General features: G+C 67.2%; 21 protein-coding genes. 10 read left to right on the top strand and 11 right to left on the bottom strand.

Annotated elements, in window-relative coordinates; all coding sequences use genetic code 11:
* The first annotated feature begins 8 nt into the window (after positions 1-8).
* From GII31_RS06135 to GII31_RS06115, 5 genes are all read left to right on the top strand, one after another.
* Positions 9-4490: a hypothetical protein gene (locus GII31_RS06135; RefSeq protein WP_260840336.1), complete on the top strand. Its 4482-nt coding sequence runs from the start codon at positions 9-11 to the stop codon at positions 4488-4490.
* A gap of 39 nt (positions 4491-4529) precedes the next feature.
* Entirely contained in the window at positions 4530-6044 is a 1515-nt protein-coding gene (locus GII31_RS06130; RefSeq protein WP_213247741.1) for a hypothetical protein, read from the top strand.
* Positions 6045-6265: 221 nt separating this feature from the next.
* The gene (locus GII31_RS06125; protein WP_213247739.1) at positions 6266-7213 is read left to right on the top strand and encodes a M12 family metallopeptidase; all 948 of its coding nucleotides are present in this window, start codon (positions 6266-6268) and stop codon (positions 7211-7213) included.
* A 163-nt stretch (positions 7214-7376) separates the two neighbouring features.
* Complete coding sequence (locus GII31_RS06120; protein WP_260840335.1) at positions 7377-7553, top strand: hypothetical protein; 177 nt, start codon at positions 7377-7379, stop codon at positions 7551-7553.
* 249 nt (positions 7554-7802) lie between these two features.
* On the top strand, positions 7803-9470 hold the full coding sequence (locus GII31_RS06115; protein ID WP_213247737.1) for an ABC-F family ATP-binding cassette domain-containing protein: 1668 nt from the start codon (positions 7803-7805) through the stop codon (positions 9468-9470).
* Here the strand turns inward: GII31_RS06115 and GII31_RS06110 are convergent.
* The 8 genes from GII31_RS06110 to GII31_RS06075 form a co-directional block, all read right to left on the bottom strand.
* Positions 9464-11224, bottom strand: a complete 1761-nt coding sequence (locus GII31_RS06110; RefSeq protein WP_213247735.1) for an alpha/beta hydrolase — start codon at positions 11222-11224, stop codon at positions 9464-9466. The genes GII31_RS06115 and GII31_RS06110 overlap by 7 nt on opposite strands.
* Positions 11225-11403: 179 nt before the next feature.
* Positions 11404-13245 (bottom strand): ABC-F family ATP-binding cassette domain-containing protein, encoded by a 1842-nt coding sequence (locus GII31_RS06105; protein ID WP_213247733.1) that lies wholly within the window; start codon positions 13243-13245, stop codon positions 11404-11406.
* A 14-nt stretch (positions 13246-13259) separates the two neighbouring features.
* A complete protein-coding gene (locus GII31_RS06100; protein ID WP_213247731.1) occupies positions 13260-13955 on the bottom strand; it encodes a class I SAM-dependent methyltransferase in 696 nt (231 codons plus the stop codon).
* A gap of 139 nt (positions 13956-14094) precedes the next feature.
* Positions 14095-15042, bottom strand: coding sequence for a 4-(cytidine 5'-diphospho)-2-C-methyl-D-erythritol kinase (locus tag GII31_RS06095; RefSeq protein ID WP_213247729.1), 948 nt, complete (start codon positions 15040-15042; stop codon positions 14095-14097).
* A gap of 10 nt (positions 15043-15052) precedes the next feature.
* Entirely contained in the window at positions 15053-15973 is a 921-nt protein-coding gene (rsmA, locus tag GII31_RS06090; RefSeq protein WP_213247727.1) for a 16S rRNA (adenine(1518)-N(6)/adenine(1519)-N(6))-dimethyltransferase RsmA, read from the bottom strand.
* Complete coding sequence (locus tag GII31_RS06085) at positions 15937-17058, bottom strand: resuscitation-promoting factor (RefSeq protein WP_213247725.1); 1122 nt, start codon at positions 17056-17058, stop codon at positions 15937-15939. The genes rsmA and GII31_RS06085 overlap by 37 nt, the downstream gene beginning before the upstream one ends.
* A gap of 140 nt (positions 17059-17198) precedes the next feature.
* Positions 17199-18086, bottom strand: coding sequence for a TatD family hydrolase (locus GII31_RS06080; RefSeq protein ID WP_213247723.1), 888 nt, complete (start codon positions 18084-18086; stop codon positions 17199-17201).
* A gap of 58 nt (positions 18087-18144) precedes the next feature.
* Positions 18145-18774, bottom strand: a complete 630-nt coding sequence (locus GII31_RS06075; RefSeq protein ID WP_213247721.1) for a winged helix-turn-helix transcriptional regulator — start codon at positions 18772-18774, stop codon at positions 18145-18147.
* 206 nt (positions 18775-18980) lie between these two features.
* Here GII31_RS06075 and GII31_RS06070 point away from each other — a divergent pair, with 206 nt between their 5' ends.
* The gene (locus GII31_RS06070; RefSeq protein ID WP_213247719.1) at positions 18981-19343 is read left to right on the top strand and encodes a nuclear transport factor 2 family protein; all 363 of its coding nucleotides are present in this window, start codon (positions 18981-18983) and stop codon (positions 19341-19343) included.
* A gap of 9 nt (positions 19344-19352) precedes the next feature.
* On the opposite strand, the gene GII31_RS06065 is transcribed toward GII31_RS06070, so the two are convergent.
* The 3 genes from GII31_RS06065 to GII31_RS06055 all read right to left on the bottom strand — a co-directional run bounded on the left by GII31_RS06065 (position 19353) and on the right by GII31_RS06055 (position 21751).
* On the bottom strand, positions 19353-20066 hold the full coding sequence (locus GII31_RS06065) for a siderophore-interacting protein (protein ID WP_213247717.1): 714 nt from the start codon (positions 20064-20066) through the stop codon (positions 19353-19355).
* A 148-nt stretch (positions 20067-20214) separates the two neighbouring features.
* Complete coding sequence (locus GII31_RS06060; RefSeq protein ID WP_213247715.1) at positions 20215-21045, bottom strand: PhzF family phenazine biosynthesis protein; 831 nt, start codon at positions 21043-21045, stop codon at positions 20215-20217.
* Positions 21046-21112: 67 nt separating this feature from the next.
* Positions 21113-21751, bottom strand: a complete 639-nt coding sequence (locus tag GII31_RS06055) for an SRPBCC family protein (RefSeq protein ID WP_213247713.1) — start codon at positions 21749-21751, stop codon at positions 21113-21115.
* 115 nt (positions 21752-21866) lie between these two features.
* Between GII31_RS06055 and GII31_RS06050 the strand changes: the two genes are divergently transcribed.
* Genes GII31_RS06050 through GII31_RS06035 form a run of 4 tightly spaced genes read left to right on the top strand, consistent with a single transcriptional unit; the run spans position 21867 to position 25962 of the window.
* A complete protein-coding gene (locus GII31_RS06050) occupies positions 21867-22676 on the top strand; it encodes an MlaE family ABC transporter permease (protein WP_213247711.1) in 810 nt (269 codons plus the stop codon).
* Positions 22677-22717: 41 nt separating this feature from the next.
* Positions 22718-23539 (top strand): MlaE family ABC transporter permease, encoded by an 822-nt coding sequence (locus tag GII31_RS06045; RefSeq protein ID WP_246222264.1) that lies wholly within the window; start codon positions 22718-22720, stop codon positions 23537-23539.
* A gap of 3 nt (positions 23540-23542) precedes the next feature.
* Positions 23543-24913: an MCE family protein gene (locus GII31_RS06040; protein ID WP_260840334.1), complete on the top strand. Its 1371-nt coding sequence runs from the start codon at positions 23543-23545 to the stop codon at positions 24911-24913.
* Positions 24910-25962, top strand: a complete 1053-nt coding sequence (locus GII31_RS06035; RefSeq protein WP_213247701.1) for an MCE family protein — start codon at positions 24910-24912, stop codon at positions 25960-25962. Before GII31_RS06040 ends, GII31_RS06035 begins: the two co-directional genes overlap by 4 nt.

Genomic DNA, 25962 nt, shown 5'->3' with positions numbered 1-25962 from the left:
GCAATCCCATGACCAGCACACACCTGTTCGACGCACGGGTGGCCGCACTGCGAGAGTGCCTTTCGGTATTCGTCGGGGGGAAGGGCCCCATCACGACGCGACCCCTGCCCATCGCCGACCGGCCCTGGTTGACGTCGCTGCAGCCCCGTCTGCGGCGCGAACTGGAGGATCTCGAGAGCGCAGCCGCGCAGGAGCGGACCGACTCTGCGGGTGAACTCGCCCTCATCGAGTGGTTGAGCCGACGGTCGGTCGACGAGGCCCGGGCGGCGCTCGCCGAGGACCCGGTCCACCGGTTAGCGACCGGCCCGCATCGCCGGCCGACGGTCACCGATACGGAGTGGAAAGCACTGGGAAACATAGTGTTCGGACCCGGTACACCGGTCACGACGGTGATCACCGCAATCGGCCCGGCCGCCACCGGGGTACTCCTCGCCACAGCCCGCGCGCAACGGCTCGCCCAACCGGCCGAGGCCCGCCCCGCGTTGTGGCGCGACGTCGCGGTGATGATGCCGCTGCGTCTGGAGACGAAGTTCGACGCAGATCCGGCCGGGACCACGACCATGCGTCTGCGGATCATCCCCGACGAGGCGAGTGTGCTTCGGCACGACCCCGATCCCACGGCCACCGAGATCGAACTGCTGCAAGCGTTCTGGCAGCACCTCCACGACAGTCTGGACGAGGCGGTCCGGGCGTTGCCGGTGTCCACGTGGCCGGCGCACGAGAAGTATGCCCTCGCTCCCTGGGAAGCCCTGTGCCACCAGGTCGGCGGTGCCCGCGCCGCCTGGCTGGCCGGGACCTTCGCGACGACAGTCGACGGCGGTGTCGTCACGGTGACCCCCGAGAAGCCACCGGTCGACCACGACGTTCCGCCGAACCGTGTCGGCGGGCTGCCCGAGACTATCGGAATCTGGTGCGAGTTCACCGGCAGTGAGCCGCGGTTGATCGCTACCACCGCCCCGATCGACACCTCGGCCCTGGTGCTGGACGCGTTCGCCGCCGGCGGGATCGACGGGGATCACTTCGCCGACGAGGACCGATGGTGGATGTCCTTCGATGCCGCATGTCAGGCCGGACTCGGAGTGACCTGCACGCTGCCCGACGGCGCCACCCCCTCCGATATATCCGCGATCTACGCGGTGGGCATCGGGGCGTCCGATCCCGCGGATCATTTCGCTCAGCTGGCCGACTCCGGCGAACTGGCTCGTGTCGCGCTGGGAACCGCCACCAACGCCGTCGACGGTGCGGCGACCACCGACCTCGGTTCCGACCCTGAGGGTTGGTACCAACTCATGCGGCGACGCCTCGACGGCGGATACGGCGAAGGCGATCTTGCGTCGGCGCTGACTGGACGGCCCGACGGCTTCGGACCGGTCCCGGGAAACAGCGGGCCGACGGGGTTGGACCGCCTGCTCGTGACATGCGCCTGGCCGACGCTGTGGGGACACCACTTTCGTGATCTGTGGGGCTTCGGCGACGACAGCGACGCCCTGGGCATCTGGGCGATGGACAACCTCGCACCGCAGGGGCCGATCCCGCCCATCCGGATCGCGGAACAGCCGTACGGCATCCTGCCCACCTCCACGATGGGCCGTTGGCAGGTCGACACCGACGAACCCGACGGCCGGTGCGAGCCGGACATCCGCGACGTTCTGTGGGAATTACGTTCCCGCGCCATCGATGCCGTGCGATCACAGGATCACCCGACGGTTGTGGGCGCGACCACCGAACAGCTCATGGAGTTGATCGGAGCGGACGGGGTGTCGCACGCCTACACCTATCGGCCGTTCCTGTCGCCGGGCCACTGGGCGAACCTGTACACCACGGTAGGGCTGGACCCGAGTGGTATCGCCGACCGGGCCGGCGAGCTCTACGCGTCGGCCGGCAAGGCGTACCTGGGTCGGCAGGTTGCGATTCCACTGCTCGGTACGGCCGATTTCAACGAACTGACCCTGCCGCTGGTGGTTCCGACGCAGTGGCCGGAATGGGAAGATCTCTCCTGGGAGCGGGATGATCAGGGGCATCGGGTGCTGCCGATCCCGGTCGGGGAGGCGATGGCCCGGATCGTCGAGGAGATCGCCCGGTTCGGCTCGCGCGCCCCGGTCATGTGGGGAAGACAGGGCGGTGAGCGTCAGTTCATGCCCGACAGTCTGCTCGTTCGGATCCTCTGGCAGTCATTGATGCACGCACAGCGCAACAGTGCGACCGCGACCGCGCAATCGCAGGCCCGGCTGATCGCCGAGACGCTCCCCCGCTCGTTCGGCGAACTCTCCCATGAGCTCGCGACCCCGGGAATCATCCCGGATGTGGAGCGTGCGCTGCGGGCGACTCTCGACACCGCGACCCATCGCATCGATCCGTGGTTCACGGCCATGGCCGCCCGCCGCCTGCGAACCCTCGCCGGGGCACCGTCGACCCGCTACCGCCTGGGCGCGTTCGGATGGGTCGACGGCCCGATTCGTCCCGCCACCCGCACCACGTCGCCCGGCCTCGTACATGCGCCCTCGCACGCCCAGGCGTTGACCGCGGCGATCCTGCGCGACGCGGCGGTGTCGTCGGCGACCGAGGATCCCACTGACGCCGATCGCTGGTCGATGCGACTGGACTCGGCCCGGGTCCGCCTCGCCGGGGAGATAGCCGACGATGTCCGCATCGGCTGCCACCCGTTCGAGGCCATCGGACGGCAGGTCGAACGCGTCATCGCCGACCAGGACGACATCAAGCAGGTACGCGGGAAGTTTCCTATGCGGCGCGGCCGCGAGGACGCCGCAACCGTCTGTCATGGACCGGCCGCGCTGGCCGGGCTACTGAATCCTCCCGGTTCGGTCCCGCCGATACCGATGTCCGACAGCCGACGCGGCGGCCTCGAAGCACTCCGTCAGGCTCTCGACGCCTACGCAGACCTGCTCATCGCCGAGGGCGTGCATCAGGTGGTCTGTGGCCGTCCCGACGCCGCGGGTGCGGTCATGGATGCGGCCGCGGGCCTGGCACCTCCACCGACGCTGAACTCGATTCGAACCCCCCTCACCGCGCACCCCCTGCGCACCACCGTGCTGTCGATAGTGCCGGTCGGCCAACCCGGGTCGCCGAGCCCGGCGACACTCGCCGATCCGTCGGTCGCGGCCGCACTCGAATCGCGGATCGGTGCAGCGGAGGCATGGACCTGGACCGCCGATGATCGGCAGCCGCCGCGAGCGGTGTCCCTGCTGGATCTCGGTCTGTCCCCCATCGACGCGACGCTGCTCTCGTCGGAGACGCTGGCCGGCCTGGCCGCGTGCAGGCTCGGCGTGGACGAGGTCGCCGAGCACAGTTCCGGTGTTCAGATGCATCGTCGCGCCCGCGACTTCGTCACCTCGCTCGGCGGACCCGCGTTCTTCTCGGAAATCGTCTCCGATACCACGAACGCCGACGCCGACGTTATCTCCGCGCTGGACGCCGAGATCATCGAAGACCTACTGGGGCGCTACACGGCGCTGCGGGCGGCGGCCACCACGGCGTCGGCCGAACTCGCCGAGGCGATCACCGGCGACCGCCGGGCCCAGGGTGCGGCACTGTTCACCGCCCTGCTGTGGGGCGTTGTGCCACACACCGATTCCGACGTCACGGCATCGGTGCGGGCCGTGACGCTCGGCGTCGAACCACCCGCCGGATCGACCATCATCGATGACGCGGCGTTGGCCGAACTCGTCGATCAGGCAAGGTCGGCACTCGGCAACCGCATCGCCACGGCACCGACGCTCCCGGCCCCCGGCCCCGGCCGCGACCTGCCGCGCGCCGACGAGTCACTGGCGACCGCGATCTCCGAATTGGCTTCTCCCGAGGGAACGTTGGCAGTGCTGTCAACGGTGTCGGTGCAGAACCTACTGGCCCTCGGCGAGCTCGTCCGCACTCCGGATCACGATCTTGACGACTGGCTCGCGACGGTGGCCGCTGTCCGCCCGCACATGGCACGGATCGAGGCCGCACAATTCGAACCGGCCCCGGCGCTGTCGATCGCCTGGAGCAACGCGCCCCAAGACCATTGGCAGACCAAGGCATTGGCCGAGTTCATCGATCAACAGCACCATCTCACCCAACCCGGTGGCATGATCAAACGGTTTGTCGCCGCGTTCTCCACCGCCGAGGTCACCCTCGACGGTCTGGCGGACCGACGATTGGCTGTGGGCCTGGTCGACTCATGGACCGAATCCGCACCGAGAAGCCGACAGACAACCACGGCCGCCTTCGGTTTCGACGCGCCCGGGGCACGGGCACCGCAGGCCATACTCATCGCGGTACCGCCGTCCCTCGGATCGTTCGGTGCCGAATTCGACGAGCAACAACTTGTCGAGGTGGTCGCCGACACCCGTCTGGGCGTGCATGCCCGTGCGGCCCGAATACAGGACATGGGCGACTACCAGGCGGCGATCGGAACGGCGATGATCGCCGCGCGCGGACAACTCGGCCACGGCATCTCGCTCGACATCGATACCTCGTTCCATCTGCCCGCCTGACCGGGACGAACCGTCACCCCACAAGTCCGGAGGCCAACCGTGCAAACAACAATCGAGCACCATCTGCGTATCGACCCGCATCCCCGGAAGTCGGACTTCGCCGCGGGATTCGCCGCCCGGATCCACGATCCGCTGTGGTTTCTCACCCGGCAGTGGCAGATGGGCGAATTCCAGGGCGAGAACGCGGCCACTCCGGTGCGGGTGGACTACTCGCTGGTGACCACACCCATCATGGCGAGCCCGGTCGCACCTGCCGCCGATCCCACCCGGATCCCGGCCGAATCCATCATCGAGGACCATCCCGACAGCTGGTGGACGACAGGCCGACGCCTGCGGATCGGAGCCCGGATCGCCGACGGATATACGATCGGACACACCGACAGATTCACCCCACCGCCGCCCTACCATCACCTGATCGATCGGCCGGACGGGCTCGCTATCTGGCGCCGCCGTGCGGCACTGCAGATCCCCGACGCCGAGTTCGACGCCCTCGGCGTGCCCCGCACTCGTGAATCTGCCTGGAAATCGGACGAACTCGTGTATGCGACGCAATTTCCGACGGGTGACCCGGAGAGTGATTCGGCAACGCTGAGCGTCGTCCGACATCGGGGCGGGGACGTCGACTGGGTCACCGCCGACGCCTCGTCCGCGTACTTCGCCGGTGACCGCGTGGACCGGGAGGGCCGGCCGTCGCCCCTGCACTATCCGGGTGCACCGGTGAGCCGGTGGTGGGAGTTCGAGGATGCCGCTGTGGACATCGGCGGGTATCCGCCCGACAGCGCGCACCCGGTGACCGCGCTGCTGATCGAACTGATCTGCACCCACGGCGATGACTGGTTCGTCTTCCCGATCGATGTCCCGGTCGGTCACGTCGCGACACTGCCGGACGCCTCGATCACCGTCACCGACTCGTTCGGCGACCGGACCGCCGTGACGGCTCCGGTCGACGATTGGTCCATGTTCACAACGACAGGTGCCGACGTCCGGTCTCTGGTGCTGTGGCTTCGCGCGGTGACGCCGCTGGAAGGACCGATTCTCGATGACGTCCTGTTCGGGATGGACGAGTACGCGAACGTGCTGTGGGCAGTCGAGCGGCGCATCGCGGGCCAGGACGTGACCGAACCCGACGCACCCGCGGCTCCGGCACCGGACGAGCACCCGCGGACCGAACCACGAGCCGGCGATCCGGGCACCCGGCGATACCGGTACCTGGCCGGTATCGCCCCGCAGGTGCACTGGCACCCGTACGAGATCGACCGCGACTCCGAGATTCCGCGTTTCGTGCAGCGGGCGGTCGCCGATCTGTCGAGCGATCCGCCCCACCTGATCGCCCCTCCCACCGCCCAGGTGTTGCGCGTGCACACCGATGCGGGCGAGGCCGTGCACACGATCACCCCCGCCACGATCCCCTCGTCCGGAACGCATCTGGAAAGTCGCTACAAACTCGCCCGCGGAACCGACGGCACACCGTGTCTCTGGCTCGAGCGGCACCGCGCCCCGGTGCTGCGCCCACCCGGTCGCACCGTCCGGTTCGACGATGTCGTCGAAGTCTGACGCCAACCGCACGAACCGGTGGACCGCCCCGCATCGGGGGTATCGGCATCGGGAGTATCGGCATCTGTCGGAATCAACCGCCGGAAACTACCTGGCACCGACCGGAAATCGATACCCGATACGAGTAGCCGACTACCCTGTCGCCACTGCACAGGCATTCATAGAGTCATTCTCAACGCACAGAACATTCCGCCATCACCACCGACGAAAGGAATCAGGAAATGAGTACGATCCCGCTCGAAGACGCCCTCGAAGAGATCAAGAGAATCGCTTTCAGCGCACTGCACGAGAACCCGGAAATCAACGGTGTCCCGGTTGACACTCCTGCGGGAGAACAATTCCCGGGTTGCAGCGTGAAGCGACTCCCCACCCGGCTGCAACAGCAGGCCGCGGAGGTCAGCACACGTATCAACCCCGCGAACGCCCCCTTGCGCGAATTCGTCGCGGTCGGTGACCTCGCACCGGACTCACCCCTGGCACTCACATTGACCACGGCGAAATATTGGGGTCCGGCACCACGGGTACTCTCTGTGAGTTTCACCGAATCGACACCGGCCGATCTGCGCGCCAGGATAGTGTCACATCTCAACGCCTGGAGCCTGTGGACGAGTATCTCGTTCGCCGAGACCGCCGGCAGCGGAGACGTCCGTATCTCACGGGACGGCGGCGGGCACTGGTCCTATCTCGGCACCGATATCACGTTGATTCCACGCAATCGCCCGACGATGAGCCTGCAGAGCTTCACGATGACCACCCCGGAATCGGAGTTCCGGCGTGTCGTCCGGCACGAGGCCGGGCACACCCTCGGATTCCCTCATGAGCACATGCGCCGGGAACTGGTCCAGCGCATCGATCCGGCGAAGGCGTACCCGTACTTCCTCGCCACGCAGGGCTGGTCGACGGCAATGGTCGATCAGCAGGTGCTCACCCCGCTCGACGACGCGACGATCTACGGCACCACACCCGACCAGGATTCGATCATGTGCTACCAGTTGCCCGGAGCCATCACCTACGACGGGCAACCGATCCGCGGCGGCACCGACATCAACGCCGTCGACTACGCCATGGCGGCGGTCATTTATCCCAAGCCCCTGTTCCCACCGCACGGCGGGTCCGTCGAGATCACCGCCGACTGGGATCCGGCGGACGACGTGTCCCTGCCGGCGTGACAATGGGCATCCTCCGATGTGAAAGGCGATCATGGCGCGCTACATCGAGTTGCCCAACGCACCCGAGAGTCGCCCATCCCGTCTCCGCCTCGGCGTCGGCGATGTGCTTCGATGCCCAGGAACAGGGGTACGGACAGGCGATGAGTGTGTTGAGGTGCTCGGCGTGCTCGCCGAGTCCGTCGTCGGCACCGACGGGACGATCCTGACACACAGTGGCACACCGAATGTGGTACTCATCAGGGCACGCTCCCCAGGCCTGGCGAGAATCGAGATCGTCACCGGCCGGCCGGCCGATCCCACGGGCGGGCGAGCACCATTGCACATCCAGGTCGTGGCCTGAGCACCGCCCGCGCCGCACGGTCCGCACCGCAGAACAGGTTGACTGCTACGAAACAGGTTGCCGGGCACCGGTACGCCGTCTATGGTGGACCACTGTGAGTCCAGGGGCCTGACCGCTCCGGGGTGTGACAACACCCGGACCACAGCCATATGTCACCGGCCGGAGGAGCTGATTCTCGGAATGAACGACTGAAGTGTCCCGACCCGGCGCGTCCTCGCGTCGACCTTTCGAGCCACTTCTGGAGTTGTCATGCCCGAAAATCATTCTATTTCCACGCCTTCATCCGCCCTGTGCGTTTCCGATCTCGATTTTTCCTGGCCCGACGGCACACCGTTGTTCGCCGGCCTGTCGTTCTCCGTGGACCGACGCACGCATTCGCTTGTCGGCTCCAACGGTGCGGGCAAGACCACACTGCTGGGGCTGATCGCCGGCACCCTGGTGCCCGCGTCGGGCAGCGTGACCACCGCCGGTGACGTCGTCCTGGTCACGCAGAACCCGCAGGCCGATCCCGGTCGTACCATCGCCGACGTCCTGGGGATCGCCCCGATCCTGGCCGCACTCTCCCGGGTCGAGGCGGGTTCGGTGGATCCGGCGGACTTCGAGACCATCGGCGACGACTGGGACATCGAGGAACGCGCCCGCGCGTTGCTGTCGGAATCCGTTCTGCCGCATGATGATCTGCTGCGCACCGTCGACACCCTGTCGGGCGGTGAGGCGACGCTGCTGACGATCTGCGGCGCCCTGTTGCGACGACCGGGGGCACTGCTGCTCGACGAACCCACCAACAACCTCGATTCCCACGCCCGGGCAAGACTTTTCCGGATGATCGACGAGTTCTCCGGCGTCCTGCTGGTGGTCACCCACGATCTGGAACTGCTCGAACGGGTCGAGGCGACCCTCGAGTTGCACACCGGGTCGATCCGGCTGTTCGGTGGGCCACACTCGGTGTACCGGGAGATCCTCGACGCTGAACACCGCGCCGCCCAGGCCGCGGTGGCCGACGCCCGATCCGATCTCGCCAAGCAGAAACGCGAGAAGGAGGAGGCGAACACCACACTGGCCCGGCGCGAGCGAACAGCCCGAAAAGCGGAGCGGGACAAGAGGGTTCCCAAGATCGTCATGGGTTTGCGCAAGAACAATGCCGAGGTGGCGGCGGGCAAACTGGCGAACAAGCACCGTGATGATGTGATCGCCGCCACTGATCGGCTACACGAGGCCCGCGACGGGATACGCGTCGACCAGTCCGCACGCATCACTCTGCCGGAGATGTCGCTGGCGAGCCGCGCCCAAGTGGTCGACGACGACCGGCTGAAACTCCTGGGGCCCGAACGGGTTGCGATCGCAGGACCCAACGGTTCAGGTAAGACCACGCTGCTGGAGTCGCTGATCGCCGCCGACACGATCTGCGTCCCGTACGCCTACCTGCCGCAACGCCTTCGGTTCGTAGACGAGTCGAAGTCCTTGGCCCAGGCCATCACCGATGCCAACCCCGACATCGGCGAGAACGAGATCCGCGGCCGGCTGGCCCGGTTCCTGTTCCGCGGCCGGCGCGGCGATCAACTGCTGTCGGAGCTGTCCGGCGGCGAACGGATCCGGGCGGCGCTCGCGTCCGCGCTGCTGCACACACCCACACCCAAACTGCTGATCCTGGATGAACCCACCAACAATCTCGACATCGATACCGTCGAGCAACTCGCCGACGCCCTCACCGGCTGGCAGGGTGCGCTGATCCTGGTCTCCCACGACCCAGGATTCGTCCGGCGAGTAGGGATGGATCGCACCGTGACACTGGAACCGAACAGGGCAGGGCCAGAAGAGGACAGGGCCGGTGCGGTGACTCCGCGTTATGTCGCGGGAAACGGCACAAAGTGCGGAGTTTCCACTCAAAGCCGGCAGCAGAGTCGAACGGTTCAGTAGCGGGCCAGTTCCGGGCCGAGGCGGGCGGATTTGTCGTCGGTCCAGCCGGGGACCCGCAGGATCGCCTGCCAGGCGTAGGGGATCTCGGTGGAGTAGTTGTGGCCGTGACCATCGGGCACCTTGTCGGAGGAGACCATGTCGGCCGAGATCTGCAGGAAGGTGACCAGCGGGATCCACCGCACATCGGGGTGTACGTCGGGGCCACGCTTCTCGCGCAGCCAATCCGGTTTGCGCAAAATGGTTCCCGGATCCCACCACACCACCGGGTCGGAGGCGTGCTGAAGGAACAGGATACGGCTGGTGGTGGGCCACGGCCGCTTCTCGGCCTCGGCGATATCGTCGTGACCGGCGACGAATCGCACCTGATCGCCGTTCTCGAAAACCGGCAGACGTTCCGGGCTGCCCTTGTCGCGGTCGCGGGTGGTGGCTTTCCACAATGGATTGTTGACGATCGGCCCGGTGAAGAACGCGCCGTCGGTGCGGGCCGCGATGTCGGGGATGGTACTGAACGGGGCCTCGGCGCCCGAAGTACCCAGGCTCTCGCCGAATACCACCAGCTTTGGCCGTTGGGCTTCGGGCATTGTCCGGATCCGCGCGGACACCGCCTCGAACAGCGCCTGCCCGGACCGGCGGCTGCGTTCGTTGTCGACGAGGAACGACAACCAGCTCGGCAGATACGAATATTGGATGGCGACGGTCGCGGTGTCCCCGTTGTACATGTACTCCAGCGAGTCCACGGTGGACCGGTTGATCCAGCCGGTGCCGGTGGTGCCGGCGACAGCGATGATCTTGCGGTCGAACGCTCCGCTGCGTTCCATCTCGGCGACGGCCAGCCTCGCGTTCGCCCTCGGGTCGGCGTCCTCGCCGAGGCCCACGTAGGACCGGACCGGTTCCTTGGCGGGGGTCCCGTTGAAGCGTTCGAGGTCGGCGACGGTGGGCCCGGTGCCGATGAACACCCTCCCCTGTAATCCGATCGAATCCCAGGTCACCAACGAGCCCGGACCTCCCGAACGCAGCGGCGAGGTGGTCGGTTCGGATTCGGCGGTCGTCTCGTCGTTGAGCGAGGCGAACGAGGAGTTCATCGCCCGCATCGAATACCGGGCCACCACACCGTTGAGGACGAGCACGGTGAGCACCAGCACGAGCAATACGGAGGTGACACCGGCTAGTCGCGGCGGGACATAGTTGTCGAGCCGGCGCGCCAGAAAGCGGACCGCGTCGCCCCACGCCCACCCCAGCCAGATCAGTACGATGAATGCGACGTGCGCGATGACCGCGATGACCGGGTAGGCGTGCCAGGACATGTGGGGCATCCCCATCAGATCTCTGATCTCGTCCTGCCAGCGCGCGAACCAGTACAGCATGATCGAGGTGCCGATCAGCGCCACAACCAGCAGACCGAACCAGTATTCGCGGCGCGGCGGCGGCCACGGACGCTCACGGGAGATCAGGTACCGCACCAGCCACGACGCGAACGTCCCGAGCAGATAGCCGGTACCCGCTGAGATGGCGCTGATCAAACCCTGGAACACCGGCTCGCGCGGCAGCAACGACGGTGTCACCGATAACCACAGCATCACCAGCGCGGCCGACAGACCGGTGAAGCTGTACCGGTGCACCCGTCTGGACAGGAGTCGGCGCGCGCGGCGTGGCCGTCGGCCCCGCACACCCGGTTCGGCGGTCGCCGCGGGTTCCTCGCCGATGACACCTGTCGCGATGGCATCGTTGCTCGTCGTGCTGTCGTCGTCGCCCATGATCCTCTGTCAATCCCCACCGGCGGTCCGGTCGTGGCAGCGTACGCCCCGGTCTCTCCCGTCGCTCCGCTCGCCCCGGTCTCTCCCGTCGCTCCGCTCGCCCCGGTCTCTCCCGTCGCTCCGCTCGCCCCGGTCTCTCCCGTCGCTCCGCTCGCCCCGGCCTCGGACGCCCGTACCGGTCAGTCCATCAGCTCGGCGAGCTCGAGCCACTGTGCTTCGGCGGTGTCCTTCTGCTCCACCACGGATTTGAGTTCGGCGCCCAGGGTAACGAGCTTGCCGGGATCTGTCGCGGCGGCCGCCAGATCGGCATGCAGCTTGTCCTCCTTGGCCGACAGCTGCTCGATCTGCCGTTCGAGCCGGTTCATCGTCTTACGCGTCTCGCGATGCTCTGCGGCCGACAACACGGTCGACGCCTGCGACGAATCAGATTCCACCACAGCCTGTTTAACGGTCGACTTTGCCTCGTTCGCGGCGAGCTCGCGACGCCGGTGCAGGTATTGCTCAATGCCACCGGGCAGGTTGGTGAGCTTGCCGTCGCCGAACAACGCCCACGTGCTGTCGCAGATCCGCTCGATCAGGTACCTGTCGTGGGAGATCACCACCAGGGTGCCCGCCCACGAGTCCAGGATGTCCTCGACCTGCTGCAGGGTGTCGATGTCAAGGTCGTTGGTCGGCTCGTCGAGCAGCAGCACGTTGGGCTCGGCCATCAGCACGCGAGTCAACTGCAGCCGACGGCGTTCGCCTCCGGACAGGTCCCGTACCGGGGTGCGCTGTTTGGCGGGGCTGAAGCCGAGCCGTTCGGCGAGCTGGGCGGCCGACATCTCCTTGTCACCCACCATGATCCGGCCGGCCACGTCCTCGACGGCGTCGAGGACCCGCTGGTCTTCGTCGAGGTCGTCGAGTTCCTGGCGCAGCCAGCCGATCTTGACGGTGGTGCCCTCGATACGACGGCCGGGGGCAATGCTGACCCGCGCTCCGTCCGCGTCGTCACCGGCACCGGCGACCTGTCCGGCCAGCACGCGCAGCAGCGTGGTCTTGCCGGAACCGTTGACGCCCACCAGACCGACCCGCTCCCCCGGCGCCAGCCGCCAGGTCAGGTCGTCGAGAAGCGTTACGCCCCCAGGGGTTTCCAGGTGAGCGTTCTCGAGTTCGATGACCACCCGGCCGAGCCGGCGACGGGCGAACGAGGAGAGCGTGACCGTGTCCCGTGGCGGTGGAACGTCGGCGATGAGCTTCTCGGCGGCCTCGATCCGGTAGCGGGGCTTGGAGGTTCGGGCGGGCGGGCCCCTGCGCAGCCAGGCGAGCTCTTTGCGTGCCAGGTTACGGCGGCGTTCCTCGGCGGCGTCGTCGAGACGGACCCGCTCGGCCCGCGCGAAGATCCAGTCGTTGTAGCCGCCCTCGTACTCGTCGACACGGCCCGAATGCACCTCCCAGGTGCGGGTGGCGACGGTGTCGAGGAACCAGCGGTCGTGGGTGACCACGATCAGCGCGCTGCGCCGCGACACCAGGTGATCGGCCAGCCACTGCACCCCTTCGATGTCGAGGTGGTTGGTGGGTTCGTCGAGGATCAGCAGATCGGCGTCGGAGATGAGCGCGGTGGCCAGGCCGACGCGCCGCCGCTGACCGCCGGACAACTCGTCGACACGGCGATCGAGCAGCCCGTCGATCCCGATACCGGCGAGGATCGCGCGCACCCGGGCATCACCGGCCCATTCGTACACGGCCACCTCCGGACCGCCGACCACCACCTCGGCGACCGTGGCACCGGCGGGCAGGTCGCCGCGCTGCGTGACCGTCTCAACCCGGATGTCGCCGGCCCGCGATACCCGGCCGCTGTCGGGTTCGGTGATGCCACCGAGAATCTCCAGCAGGGTGGTCTTTCCGCCGCCGTTGAGGCCCACCACCCCGATTCGCTGGCCTTCGTGCACGCCGAGGCTGACGGAGTCGAGCAACTGTTTGATGCCGAAGCTCTTGCTGATGCGGTCGGCGTTGATCAGGGCCGTCGGGTTGGAGGGTGCCACCCGACGACGATAGCTCACCCCGGCGGGTGGTCCCGGGCCACACGAACCTCGACGACGGCGGTCTGGCCGTCATGGCTGTGACGCACCCGACACCCGAGCCCGTGCGACTGAGCGTACAGGCGCGCCACACCGGCCTGATCGCGATGGCATTCGAGCAACATCACCCCGTCCGCCGAACACCACCGCCGGGTGCCGGCGATCAGTCCGCGCACGGCGTCGAGGCCGTCGTGGCCACCGTCGTGACTGTCGGCGGGCTCATGATCGAGCGCCTCGGCCGGCAGCAGATCGCGGCGCGAACTGGGCACGTAGGGCGCGACGGCGCCCAGCACGTCCACCGCCCCGAGTACACCCTCGCCGGCGAGCACCCCGGTCATCGCCCCGGGTAGTGCGCCGTGGACGACCCGCGCGGACGCGGGCAGGTTGCGCCGCGCGTGCCGCCGCGCCACCGCACTGTGGTCGACGGCGATGAGCCGCGCCGATTCGGCCCGAGAGGCGACGACCGCACCGATGGGCGCCGCACCGCAGTACGCCTCGACCACGACCGGCCGCACCACGGAAGCATGACAGGCGTCGATGACCAGGTCGGCCACGAATGCCGAACGACGGCGCGGAATGAACACCCCCGGCCCCACCGACAGCCGCAGATCCGCGAACTTCACATACCCGACGATATGTTCGGGCGGTTCGCCCTTCTCGCGCCTGCGCACCATCGATTCGAGCAGGTCGGCGTCGAGCGACCCGCCGCGGGCGGCGGCCTCGGCGAACAGCCGGGCCTCGTCGTCGGCGAAGACGCATCCGGCCCCGCGCAGCCGCCCGGCGAGCTCCGTGACGCCTTCGGGTTCCCACGACTCAGCCGTGATCGATCACCTTGGCACCCGGTACCGGTCCACTGGCCACACGCACACCGCGCGCCACCCCGGCACCGGCGAGTTCGGCCGCCACGGCCACCGCCGAGTCATGGTCGGCGCAGAGGAAGGCGCAGGTAGGGCCCGACCCGGACACGATGCCGCCGAGTGCGCCGGTTTCCAGTCCGGCGCGCAGCGTTCGGCGGAGAGCCGGTTTGAGTCCCAGCGCGGCGGGCTGCAGGTCGTTGTGCAGCAGCGGCGCCACCGCGTGCGGATCTCCCGAGGCCAGCGCGGCCAGCAACCGGTCGGGGCGGGCCGGATCGCCGGACGGGGTGTCCGCCGCGGCGCGGTTCTCGCGCAGCCGGTCGAGTTCGGCGAAGACCGTCGGGGTGGACAGACCACCGTCGGCGAGGGCCAGCACCCAGTGGAATTCGCCGCGGGACAGGACCGGCACGAGCTGTTCGCCCCGGCCGGTGCCCAGCGCGGTGCCGCCGTGCAGGCCGAACGGCACGTCGGAGCCGAGGCCGGCGGCCAGCGCGGACAGCTCGGCGCGGTCGATGTCGAGTCTCCAGAGTTCGGCGACGGCCACCAGTGCGCCCGCCGCGTCGGCGCTGCCACCGGCCATCCCCCCGGCGACAGGAATGGACTTGTCGATGTCGATGGACAGCCCGGCCGCCCGGTTGGCCCATTCGGCCAGCACCACCGCCGCGCGGTAGGCGAGGTTGGTGTGATCGTCGGCGACCGACGCGGCGCCGTCACCGCGGGTGTGCACCGACAGTTCCGGGTCCTGACGCACGGTGATGTCGTCGTACAGCGACAGCGCCTGGAACACGGTGATGAGGTCGTGGTAGCCGTCCTTGCGCAGCGGTCCCACCCCCAGATGGAGGTTGACCTTGGCGGGCGCGCGCACGGTGACCGACGAGGAGACCACGGACAACGACACACCTGACACGTTGTAGAGCCTAGTGGTCGGGTGCGACAGGGACCTGAGCGAGTCGGACGAAATCGGCCACCGCCAGCTTCTCGCCCCTGATCTGCGGGTCGATCCCGGCGGCGCGCAGCCTGCGTTCGGCCTCCACAGCACCGCCGGCCCAGGCCGCGAGCGCCGACCGCATCGTCTTACGACGCTGGGCGAACGCGGCGTCGACCACCTCGAACACCTGGCGGCGCAGCTGCTCGTCGACCGGGTAGGTGTCGGTGCGCGTGATGCGCACGAGTCCGGACTCGACCTTCGGCTCGGGCCAGAACACGTTGCGACCGACCGCACCCGCCCGCGCCACCGTCCCGTAGTAGCGGGCCTTGACGCTGGGCACCCCGTAGATACGGCTGCCCGGATCGGCGGCGAGCCGGTCGGCGACCTCGGCCTGGACCATCACCAGAGCCGTGGTGATGCTGGGCAGTTCGGCCATCAGATGCAGCAGGACGGGAACCGCCACGTTGTAGGGCAGGTTGGCCACCAGCGCCGTCGGTTCGGGCAGATCCGCCCGGCGCACCGACATGGCGTCGGCGGTGAGCACCTCGAACCGCCCGGCCTGCGCCGGTGCGCGCTCGGCGATGGTGCGCGGAAGCCGTGCGGCGAGCTTCGGGTCGATCTCGACGGCCACCACCCGGCCGGCCTCGGCGAGCAACGCGAGAGTCAGTGAACCGAGACCCGGGCCGACCTCAAGAACGGTGTCGCCCGATCCGATCCCCGATGCCGCCACTATCCGCCGGACGGTGTTGGCGTCGTGTACGAAATTCTGGCCGAGTGTCTTGGTGGGCCGCACATCGAGTTCGGCGGCCAGTTCGCGGATCTGTGCAGGTCCGAGTAGTGCCGGTCCCCCGCCGGTCGCGGATGCCGAGGTGCTCAGCGCAGGCCCAGCCGGGATGAGCAGGACGGCCACGCACCCCAGCCCTGAGCGGCCTGTGTCTTGCTTGCGATGGCGATCTGCTCCTCACGGGTTGCCAGGTCGGCGCGCGGGGCGTATTCAAGGCCGCCCCAGCGTTCCCAGGTGTTCTGGTCGAACTGTACGCCACCGAAGAAGCCGTTGCCGGTGTTGATGGCCCAGTTGCCGGTGGCCTCGCACTGTGCGAGCTGATCCCAGACCGAACCGGCCGGCACATACGGCGCTCCCGCCTTGGTGCCCACCCGCACGGTCGCCGGCACCGGCTCGGTGACGGTCTTGGAACTGATCTGCTCGCGGTCGGTCACCTTGCCGTTGACGATGGTCAGACGGTAGGTGACCTCGTTCTTACCCGGTATGCCGCGCTTCTCCACGACCTTGCGGTTCTTGACCAGGGTGGGGTCGTCCTTGGTGATCGGATCGGCGGTGAACCTCTCGGTGACCGTCGACATCTCGGTGCGGACCCGGGTGACGACGATCTTCATACCCGGGGTGACCGGGGTGTCGGCGGCGGGTTTGACCTTGTCCAGGTCACCGAGCGGCTTTCCGGTGCCATTGAGAACCTCGGCCACGGTGCGCGCGGCGACGTTGGTGCGGTAGCTGGTGGTGCCGTCGGTGATGCGGATCCTCTTGGGCAGTGTCACCTCCACCAGACCGCCGGTGAGCGGGACGCTGTCGGCGCCGAAGTTCTGCGGGCGTGCCACGACGTTCGTCAATCCGTTCTCACTGAGGATCTGCTGCACAGTGGTGCCGGTGGTCTCGATGGTCGACTGCTTGCCATCGATGTTGAGCGTGAGCGTCTTGTGCCGGTTGAACACGATGGTCTGGCCCTGTTTGAGTCGCGAACCGAGTCCGGGCTCCACCCTGTCGGCGCCGGATGGCTTGTAGCCCTGATCACGCAGGACGCGGTCGACGGAGAACGCCATGGTCGAGATCTGCTTGGTCTTGCCGTCGACGGCGAGCGTGATGTCCTTGTGCGAGGTGACGCCCACGACGCCGCCCGCCATCACCGTGAGCAGCGCGGCACCGGTGGCCACGCGTGCTGCTTTGGAATCGGACTTGTGGATGTGGAGCAGAACAGACACGTTACGAAATTCCTCGTCGACAACAGATCGGCCACGTGCCGGTTGTCGTGACTCCCGACGGTCGCAGAGGGCTGCGACCTGGAGGAGGCGGCACGTGGGGATGAACCTCTTGATTACGATACGATAACGAACAGAAATGCTCAGCGCAAAGGTATGTTGTAAACCCGGCGGGCATTGGCACCCACGATCGCCGCGAGTTCGACCTCGTCGACGTCTCGGGTCCGCGCGATGTGACGTGCGGTGTACGGCAGGCAATACGACTGATTTGGCTGGCCACGGTAGGGATGCGGGGTCAGGAACGGCGCATCGGTCTCCACCAGAAGCTGATCGTCGGGCACCAACTCTGCCGCCGCACGCAATTCCGTGGAGTTGGCGAACGTCACAGTCCCGGAGAAACTCAACAGATACCCGCGGTCGACACATTCGCGTGCAACGTTTCGGTCACCGGAGAAGCAATGCATGATCACGGCCTCGGGGGCACCCTCGGCCGCCAGCACATCCAGCAGATCGGCGTCGGCATCGCGGTTGTGGATCATCAGCGGCTTGCCCAGCCGCTTGGCGAGGTCGATATGCCACGCGAACGCCTCATACTGCTGTTCCCTCGTGGCACACGATTCGGACTTGCCGATCCAGTAGTAATCCAGCCCGGTCTCACCCACCGCGACGACCCGATCGTCGGCGGCCATCGTCTCGATCTCGGCGCGCGTGGCGTCATCGAGTTCACCGGCGTGGGTCGGATGGATCGCGACCGCCGCGTACACCCGCTCGTCCCACTGCGCCGCCCGGTGCGCCCAGCGGGCGTCGACGATGTCATCGGCGACCGTCACCACCGCCGCCACCCCCACCGACGCGGCGTGGTCGACGATGGACCGCACCGATTCGGGATCGCGGCCGCCGCACGCGGCCAGGTGCGTGTGCGCGTCGATCAGTCCCGCCAGCGGCGTGGGATCCGGCGGCGGCTGTTTGCGCAGCCGCCTGCGCGCCGCCTTGTTGCTCTCGGTCTCGGTCGGGGCCTCACTCACGGACACCACTGTAGGGAGCCGGCGGCGTGCGCCTCTGCCGGGGCGGGCACATTGCGACGACCGGTCAGGACCGGAACACCATCCGCACCGCGGACTCGTCGCCGTCGATCTCGATGAGTTCCAGGGCCTTCGCGTCGTCTATCGTCAGCGCACCGGCTGCGAGACCGAGGATGTAGTGCGCCTGACCGCGGATCGTGGCATCGCCCGACAGATCATCCCGCTTCGACACCGAGAACCCCGACGGAGTGGCCCGCAACTCGAACCGGGCATCGCCGATGTCCAGACCCACTGTCACCGCCGAGCGCACCGTGGCACGGGTTTCGAGAAGTGCGGGCACCGCCAGCGCCAGCCATTCCGGGCGGAACACGTCGCCGGCTTTCGGCCCCTGGACCATCAGCGGCGTGGACCAGCGAATCAGCCCCTCCAGCGGTTCGCGGAGTTCGGCTCCCCACGGTGTGAGGGCGTAGTCGACGACGCTGCCCTCGCCGGCGAGTCGGCGCTCGACCACTCCGGCGGTCTCCAGGTCCCGAAGCCGGTCGGCGAGCATGTTGGTCGCGATGCCCGGCAAGCCTTGCGCCAGATCGCGATACCGTGCCGGCGAGATGAGGAGTTCCCGGACGATCAGCAGATTCCACCGGTCACCGACGATCTCGAGTGACCGGGCCAGGCCACAGTACTGCCCGTAACTACGCATCCATCTCCCACCACTTTCACAATCTCCTTGTTTTTCTCAAGCGCACGTGCCATTCTCAATTCTACACCCGGCCAGAGAATCGGCCCACGACCGAAACCCCCGCAGGAACAAGGCCCCGCCGGGTTGAGAATGCACCGTCTTCCTCGGCCGCACTGCGTGATTGGGCGGGGATATTGACCGGTCGACCACCAGAACAGGAGACACACATGGCACTCGACACTCCCCGCGACATCGTCGCGCGGTACCACCGAGGATGGACCACCGGCGACATCGAGGCCGCGATGACTGTTGTACACGACGACATCACCTGCTGTGCACCAGGTTTCGATATCCACGGAAAGGACACCTACCGATCGTTCATCGGCGGTTTCGCACCCACCCTGACAGGAATCGGGGATATCGCAGAATTCGCGGACGGCGAGCGGGTGGCGCTGTTCTACTACCCACAGACCGCCGCGACATCGACCACACCGGCGGCGGAGCTGTTCACGGTACGTCACGGAACGATCGTGCAGAGCATCCTGATCTTCGACCGTATGTCTTACCTACCGGCACAGCCGGACTCGTAGCCGCCCCGGCTAGTCCAGCCCCGACCGCCCCTCGGACCAATACGGCTTTCCGTGGACGCGGCGCGGCGCGCTCGGCCAGCTCCGAACGCTACTCCGGACTGCGCGGACGGTTGCGGCGTCGCCGCCGGCGACCACATCGACCGGCCCGGGGCGGCTTGCCGCGGCTTCTCGGACCTGTTCCAGGAGCAGGGTCCGATCCTCATCCTTGGCGACGACGACGCGCTCACCGAAGCCGAGCGCATCGAGTGCGGCGGCCAGTGCCCCCGGGTCGACGGCCTCGAAAACCAACGGCGCATCGGGTCGAAGGTCCCGGACGACGCAGGCGAGACCGATGGTGGATTCGTCACCGACGAACACCACCTCGTCGCCGGTCTTGCCGAGTTCCACCGACCGGCGCGGCCCGAACACCGAGCAGGTATCGCGATCGGCGACCTCCCCGAACCACCGGCCACCGGGCCCGTGATCGGTGGCCCAGCCGATCAGTTGCGTGGTGGCGTTCGCGTTGTCCCACGCGATCGGCGTATAGGTGCGCAGTGACAGGCTGCCACGGTACGGCCGGAGTTGCAGTTTGTCGCCGGGCGACCATCGCTTGTCGGCGAAACCCTGATCATGCAGCGTGACCCGAATGAACCCGGGCGCAACCGGCGTCACGCCGGACACCTGGACATCTGTCAGGATCGCGTCGCCGACGATGTCTGCCAGACGCGAGACGATAGCGTTCATACTGCCTCCCATGGTCGAGCGCGTGACCAAGCCCCCGTAAACTTAGGTTTACCTAACGTAGCGCCGGGTCGCGGCGTCCGCAAGGACTGCACGGAGTCATCCCCCCGTCGTCGCCCGATCAGCACGGGACTCTCGCTCGCCCGCGGAGCTACAACTCAACAGTCCCGTCGATGACGGTGACGCAGTCACCGCCGACCCAGATGTCGGTGCCGTCGTCGGTGATGTGAATACGCCCGGCCCGGCCGACCGCGGCACCCTGGGCGGCCACGTACTGCTCGGGGACCCGGCCCGCGGCGCGCATCCATATGGCGACACCGGCATTGAGGCTGCCCGTGACCGGATCCTCTGGTACGCCGATACCCGGGGCGAATGCCCTTACTTCGTAAGCGATTTCGGAGTCTTCGAGGTACGGGCCGACAACACCCACCTTATGGGAGCCGAGCGCGGCCATGTCGGGCTCGAGCCCCTGTACCCGGTCCGCGGAATCAAGGACCAGCAGCATCCAGTCGGGTCCGTTGACCACCCATTCGGCCGCGGCGATCTCCTCACGGCCCACACCGAGCGCTGCGGCGACCTCGTCGACGATGACCTCGTCGACGGATCCGGTGCGGCTCAACGGCGGCGCGGCGAACGCCAGGCGTTGTGCGTCCGCGCGGACGGACACCAGACCGACACCGCATTCCTGCACGATCCGGTCGGCTTTCGGCACGCCACCGGCGGCCAGCCACGCATGTGCCGATCCGAGCGTGGGGTGTCCGGCGAACGGCAGTTCGCCACCCGGGGTGAAGATCCGCACCCGGTAGTCGGCGTCGGGGTGGGTCGGCGGCAACAGAAAGGTCGTCTCCGACAGGTTCGTCCACCGGGCGAACGCGGCGAGCGTCTCGTCATCGAGGCCGTCGGCATCGACGACCACGGCCAGCGGGTTGCCACGGGTCGGTTGCCGCGAGAACACATCGATCTGAGCGAATCGTCTGGTCACGGCGCCATTCTGCCCGGTACCACCACACCGGTCCAGCGATTTCCGGACCGGCCCGGTTCCCGCTCGTTCAGCGGATCGAGCGGAACGCTTTGAGGCGCAGCACATGCCGAAGAACGAAGCCGAGGATAGGCCGCATCAGCGGCACGGCCCAGCGCCAGGGCAACCAACCGACCCAGCGGGGTGAGCCGGCTATCGCCCAGGTGACGATGAGCGTGCCGCGCGGCCCGTCGGTCAGCGTCCAGCGTTCGGCGAAGCTGTGGATGACCAGCGGCAACGACAGCGCGGTGCCGGTGAGGGCGAGTTCGACCCCGTGTTCGACGTGGGTGACGCGTTCGGTCACCGACAGCAGTGTTCCCGACATGGTGCGCACCGCACCCTCGGGCACAGTGGGTGATGCCCCCCGCACCACCGCCTCACCGCTCCACGTGGGCCCGGACAGCATCGGCAGGCTCGACATGTACTCGATGTCGACGAGCCGGTCCCATACCTCTCCGCGCGAGAGCGGAGTCCGTTCGGTCAGCACTATCGCGAACGACGCGTCGTGGGCGATATAGCGGTCCAGTTCGTCTGCGGTGACCTCCTCACGCACCGCTGATCTGCCGGGATCGGCCGCGGTACCCCACAACACCACCAACCCGATGATTCCGGCGACGGCCAGCGCCGCCACCATCCCGATCACCAGCCACACGATCTGCGACGTACTCATCTGGCCCCTTCCGACCTGGTCGTATCGTCCCATTGATTTGAAGCTTTACATTTCATATATGAAACATGCTAGCATGCTCACTGAGAGCTAGGACACAGAATCAAAGGAGGTTTCGGTGACATTCGACCTTCCGGCGTCAAAAGGTCCCCTGCGGGATCTCGCCACCGAAGCCGGTCACACGCTCGGTTTCGCACTCCAGGCGATCGGGGCAACCGTGGTCGCCATACTCCGGCGGCGGCTGTCGCTCAGCGAGACACTGACCCAGGTCGTATTCATCGGCCGGGTCAGTACAGGCCCCGCCCTGTTGCTGATGATCCCCGTCGGCGTGTTCATCGCGGTGTCGGTGGGCGAGCTCGCCGGCCGGATCGGGGCAGGTGGCTACTCGGGCGCCGTGGTCGCGTTCATCATCGTCGGGCAGGCCTCGGCGCTGGTCAGTGCGCTGATGATGGCGGGCGTGGCGGGATCGGCCATCTGCACCGACCTCGGCTCACGCAAGATCCGCGAGGAGGTCGACGCCATCGAGGTGATGGGCATGAACGTTATCGAGCGACTGGTCGCCCCGCGCGTGGCCGCCGGAATCATCGTGTCGATCATGTTGTGCTCACTGATCACGGTCGTCGGAGTGGGCGCGTGCTACGCGTATCACATCTACGTGCAACATCTTCCGGCCGGAGCGTTCATGGCCACGTTCAGCCAGTACGGCCGGATGTCGGACTTCGTGATGGCGCTGGTGAAGGCGGCGGTATTCGCGCTGGTATCGACGATCGTGGCCTGCTTCAAAGGATTACACGCCCGCGGCGGCCCACGAGGGGTGGCCGACGCGGTCAACGAAGCGGTGGTGATGGCCTTCGCGCTGGTATTCGTGTTCAATACCGTGTTCTCGCAGTTGTATACGGTGATCGTTCCCGCAGTGGGAGCGTACTGATGGTTGCCACACACGACTCCACCTACCGCATCCGGACCTCGATGTCCCGTCGGGTCGAGGGCGCCACCTCGGCGGTGGTGCGCCTGGGCGAATACGTCACCTTCATCACCCGCGCGACCCTGGCGATCCCGTACACCCTGGTCCACTACCGCAAGCACGTCCTCAACCAGATCTCCGAGGTCACCTTCGGTTCCAAGTCCCTGCTGTCGGGCGGTGGAACACTGGGTATCGTGCTGGCGATGTCGCTGGCCGCGGCGATGATGCTCGGCGTCGAAACCTACCGGGGGCTGCAACTGGTCGGCATGACATCGCTGTCGGGAATGCTGTCGGCGGTGGCCAACACCCGCGAGCTGGCACCGGTCGTCGTGGCGATCGCGCTGGCCGCGAAGGTGGGTACCGGATTCACCGCGCAGATCGGCGCGATGCGCATCTCCGACGAGATCTCCGCACTCGATGTGATGGCGATCCGCTCGATCCCGTTCCTCGCGACCACCCGCATGATCGCCGCGATGGTGTGCGTACTGCCGATCTACATGATCGGCCTGCTGTCGAGCTACATCGCCACCCGGCTGGTGGTGGTCTGGTACAACGGTGAGTCGTCGGGCACCTACGACTACTTCTTCCACCTCGCGATGAGCCCGTCGGACCTGCTGTACTCGGCGATCAAAGCGGTGTTCTTCGCTGGCATCGTGACGCTGGTGCATTGCAGCTACGGCTATTTCGCCTCGGGCGGCCCCGAAGGCGTCGGTCAGGCCGCCGGTCGTGCCCTGCGCACCTCGATCCTGGCGATCGGGATCTTCGATGTGATCCTGACCTTCGGGCTGTGGGGTCTGGTGCCCGAGATCCCGGGAATGGGGATCTGAGCGATGACCATCATGCTTCCCGGCCGCCAGGTGTCGAAGGCCGGGTACATTCTGCGGGCACTGGTAGCGACCGCCCTGCTGGTCGCCTTCGCCCTGTACATGATCTCGCGCAGCACGGGTATGTTCGCCGACACCGCGCATGTGCACAGCGAGATCCCGGTCGAGGCCGGGCTCATCTCCCCCGGCGCACCCGTCCGGTTCAACGGCGTCAAAGTGGGCCAGATTGATTCCATCGCCGCCGGCACCACCTCGTCACAGGTCGGCATGACCGTGGACAGGGCGATGATCTCGTCCATTCCCGACAACGTGCGGATACGGGTTTCGCCGCGAACATTCTTCGGCGACATCTACATTCAGATGATGCCCGGAACCGGAAAGGCCACCGGCACACTGCGCGACGGCGCCGACATCCCCGTCGACAGCGGCGCGGACGCGGTCAACCTCTACGACATCTTCACCAAGATGTCCAACCTGCTCGGCGAGGTCCGGCCCGAGAAGATGAACGTCGCCCTGAACGCGGTGAACCGGGCTATCGGCGATCGCGGCGCCGAACTCGGCCTCATGATCGACGATTGGTGGGTCGCCTCGCGCGAACTCGAATCGACGATGAACCGATTCCTCGACGCCACCCCCCGATTCCGGGCCGTGGTCGAAAGCCTGCGCCGCGCAACACCCGACGTGATCAAGACGCTGTCCTCGGTCACGTCGATCTCCCGCGGCATCATCGAGAACCGCGACCAGCTCGCGAATATGATGTCCTCGGCGGCAGGCTATCTCGAATCACTGACACCCTTCGTGACCGCCCAGCGCACAAACCTGATCACCGTCGTCGAATCGACCTCGACCATACTGTCGACGGTCGGCGACAATCCCGACGGCCTGTCGGCCACCCTGGCCGAGGCGGACAAGTTCGGTGCCGCAGGCACCGTGCTGTTCTCCTCCGGCAAGTTCAACATCACCGCCGTACCGACCTTCTCCCAGCCCATGCCGTACACGGCGGCCGATTGCCCTCGCTACGGAAGCCTGCGCGGGCAACAGTGTTTCGGCACCGGAACCCGGCAGGGCGTTGGACCGGTCCGGATACCCGGCACCCCGAACGGCACCGTCCTCAACCCGCCGCGGGGAGACGACGATCCCGGCGACACCGGGTCGCCGACCGGCACGTCCCGACAGGACACGACCCGAGAGAACTCTGGCCGAGCGAACACGACCCGGGAGGGTGTCATCGACGGCACCGCGGAGAACAAACCGATGAGCAACCTGGAATCGACGGTGACCGGCAAACCTTCGACCACCGGAACACCCAGCGCGGCAACAACCCTCATGGTGGGACCGATGGTGCGCGGCATGAAGGTGCAGGTGCGGCACCGATGACCAGACTCCCCCTGTCCGTCACCCTCAAGGCCCTCGCGTACGTGGTGGTCGGTATCGTCGCGGCCGTCGTCATGAGCAACACGCTGCGCGTACCCGTGCACGGTGACACCACCGTCTACCGGATCCAGTTCTACGACGCCGAAGGACTCACCGCCGGCAACCCCGTCTCCATGTCGGGGGTGCGTATCGGCCGGGTCGACTCGGTGGATCTGCGCCCGCAGAAGGACGGCACCGCACTGGCCGAGGTGAAGGTCACGGTCGCCTCGAAGTACCCGCTCCCCGACAAGGTTCACGCCACGGTCCGCTACGGTGACATGCTCGGCGCGCGTTACATCGCGCTCGAATCCACTCCCGACACCCCCGCACGGACCGGGAACCGGATCCCCGTGGGAGCCACCACCGCGGCGATCAATCTCACCGCGCTGATGAACGGCTTCCAACCGCTGTTCTCCGCCCTCGACCCGGATCAGGCCAATCAGCTCGCCCGCGGTTTCGTGGACACCTTCGAAGGCCGGGGCGGATCGGTTCAGACCCTGCTGGAACAGATCTCGACGATGGGCCAGAACCTGGCCGCCAACGGCGCCGTGTTCACCCGCCTGGTATCCAATCTCAACGCACTCATGACCACCGTCAGCGATCGCAGCCCCGAGCTCACCGAGTTGTTCGACGGCCTCGGCAAGCTCAGTTCCACGTTGATCGGCGACAACGGGCAACTGACCACGCTTCTCGACAGCGGCGACAAGGCCGTCACCGCGCTCGCGGACATGATGACCGCGGCGGGAAGCGATTTCGAGACCTCACTGAAAGGACTCACGAACATCACGTCGGCATGGATCCCGCAGACCGGGGAGTTCACCACGTTCCTGGCGAACTTTCCGACACTGGCGCGCAAACTGAATCAGTCCGGCCGCTACGGGGGATTCATCATGCTCTACCTGTGCAACTTCACCCTCGAAGCGGCCGGCCTGAGCGCCAACATCTTCGGCCCCCTGCACTCGCCGTCCTGCATGCCCAGGTCCTCGGCACAGCAGTATTCGGTACCGAGGTGA

The sequence above is a fragment of the Gordonia pseudamarae genome, from assembly GCF_025273675.1.
GTDB classification, from domain to species: domain Bacteria; phylum Actinomycetota; class Actinomycetes; order Mycobacteriales; family Mycobacteriaceae; genus Gordonia; species Gordonia pseudamarae.
This window is presented reverse-complemented; position numbering and strand designations above follow the sequence as displayed.

Coding starts and splice junctions, on each gene's coding strand:
- GII31_RS06110 (WP_213247735.1), bottom strand. CDS start 11,224: ATGGGCGACGACGACAGCACGACGAGCAACGATGCCATCGCGACAGGT.
- GII31_RS06135 (WP_260840336.1), top strand. CDS start 9: ATGACCAGCACACACCTGTTCGACGCACGGGTGGCCGCACTGCGAGAG.
- GII31_RS06115 (WP_213247737.1), top strand. CDS start 7,803: ATGCCCGAAAATCATTCTATTTCCACGCCTTCATCCGCCCTGTGCGTT.
- GII31_RS06070 (WP_213247719.1), top strand. CDS start 18,981: ATGGCACTCGACACTCCCCGCGACATCGTCGCGCGGTACCACCGAGGA.
- GII31_RS06035 (WP_213247701.1), top strand. CDS start 24,910: ATGACCAGACTCCCCCTGTCCGTCACCCTCAAGGCCCTCGCGTACGTG.
- GII31_RS06045 (WP_246222264.1), top strand. CDS start 22,718: ATGTCCCGTCGGGTCGAGGGCGCCACCTCGGCGGTGGTGCGCCTGGGC.
- GII31_RS06040 (WP_260840334.1), top strand. CDS start 23,543: ATGACCATCATGCTTCCCGGCCGCCAGGTGTCGAAGGCCGGGTACATT.
- GII31_RS06125 (WP_213247739.1), top strand. CDS start 6,266: ATGAGTACGATCCCGCTCGAAGACGCCCTCGAAGAGATCAAGAGAATC.
- GII31_RS06065 (WP_213247717.1), bottom strand. CDS start 20,066: ATGAACGCTATCGTCTCGCGTCTGGCAGACATCGTCGGCGACGCGATC.
- GII31_RS06100 (WP_213247731.1), bottom strand. CDS start 13,955: ATGGTGCGCAGGCGCGAGAAGGGCGAACCGCCCGAACATATCGTCGGG.
- GII31_RS06075 (WP_213247721.1), bottom strand. CDS start 18,774: ATGCGTAGTTACGGGCAGTACTGTGGCCTGGCCCGGTCACTCGAGATC.
- GII31_RS06055 (WP_213247713.1), bottom strand. CDS start 21,751: ATGAGTACGTCGCAGATCGTGTGGCTGGTGATCGGGATGGTGGCGGCG.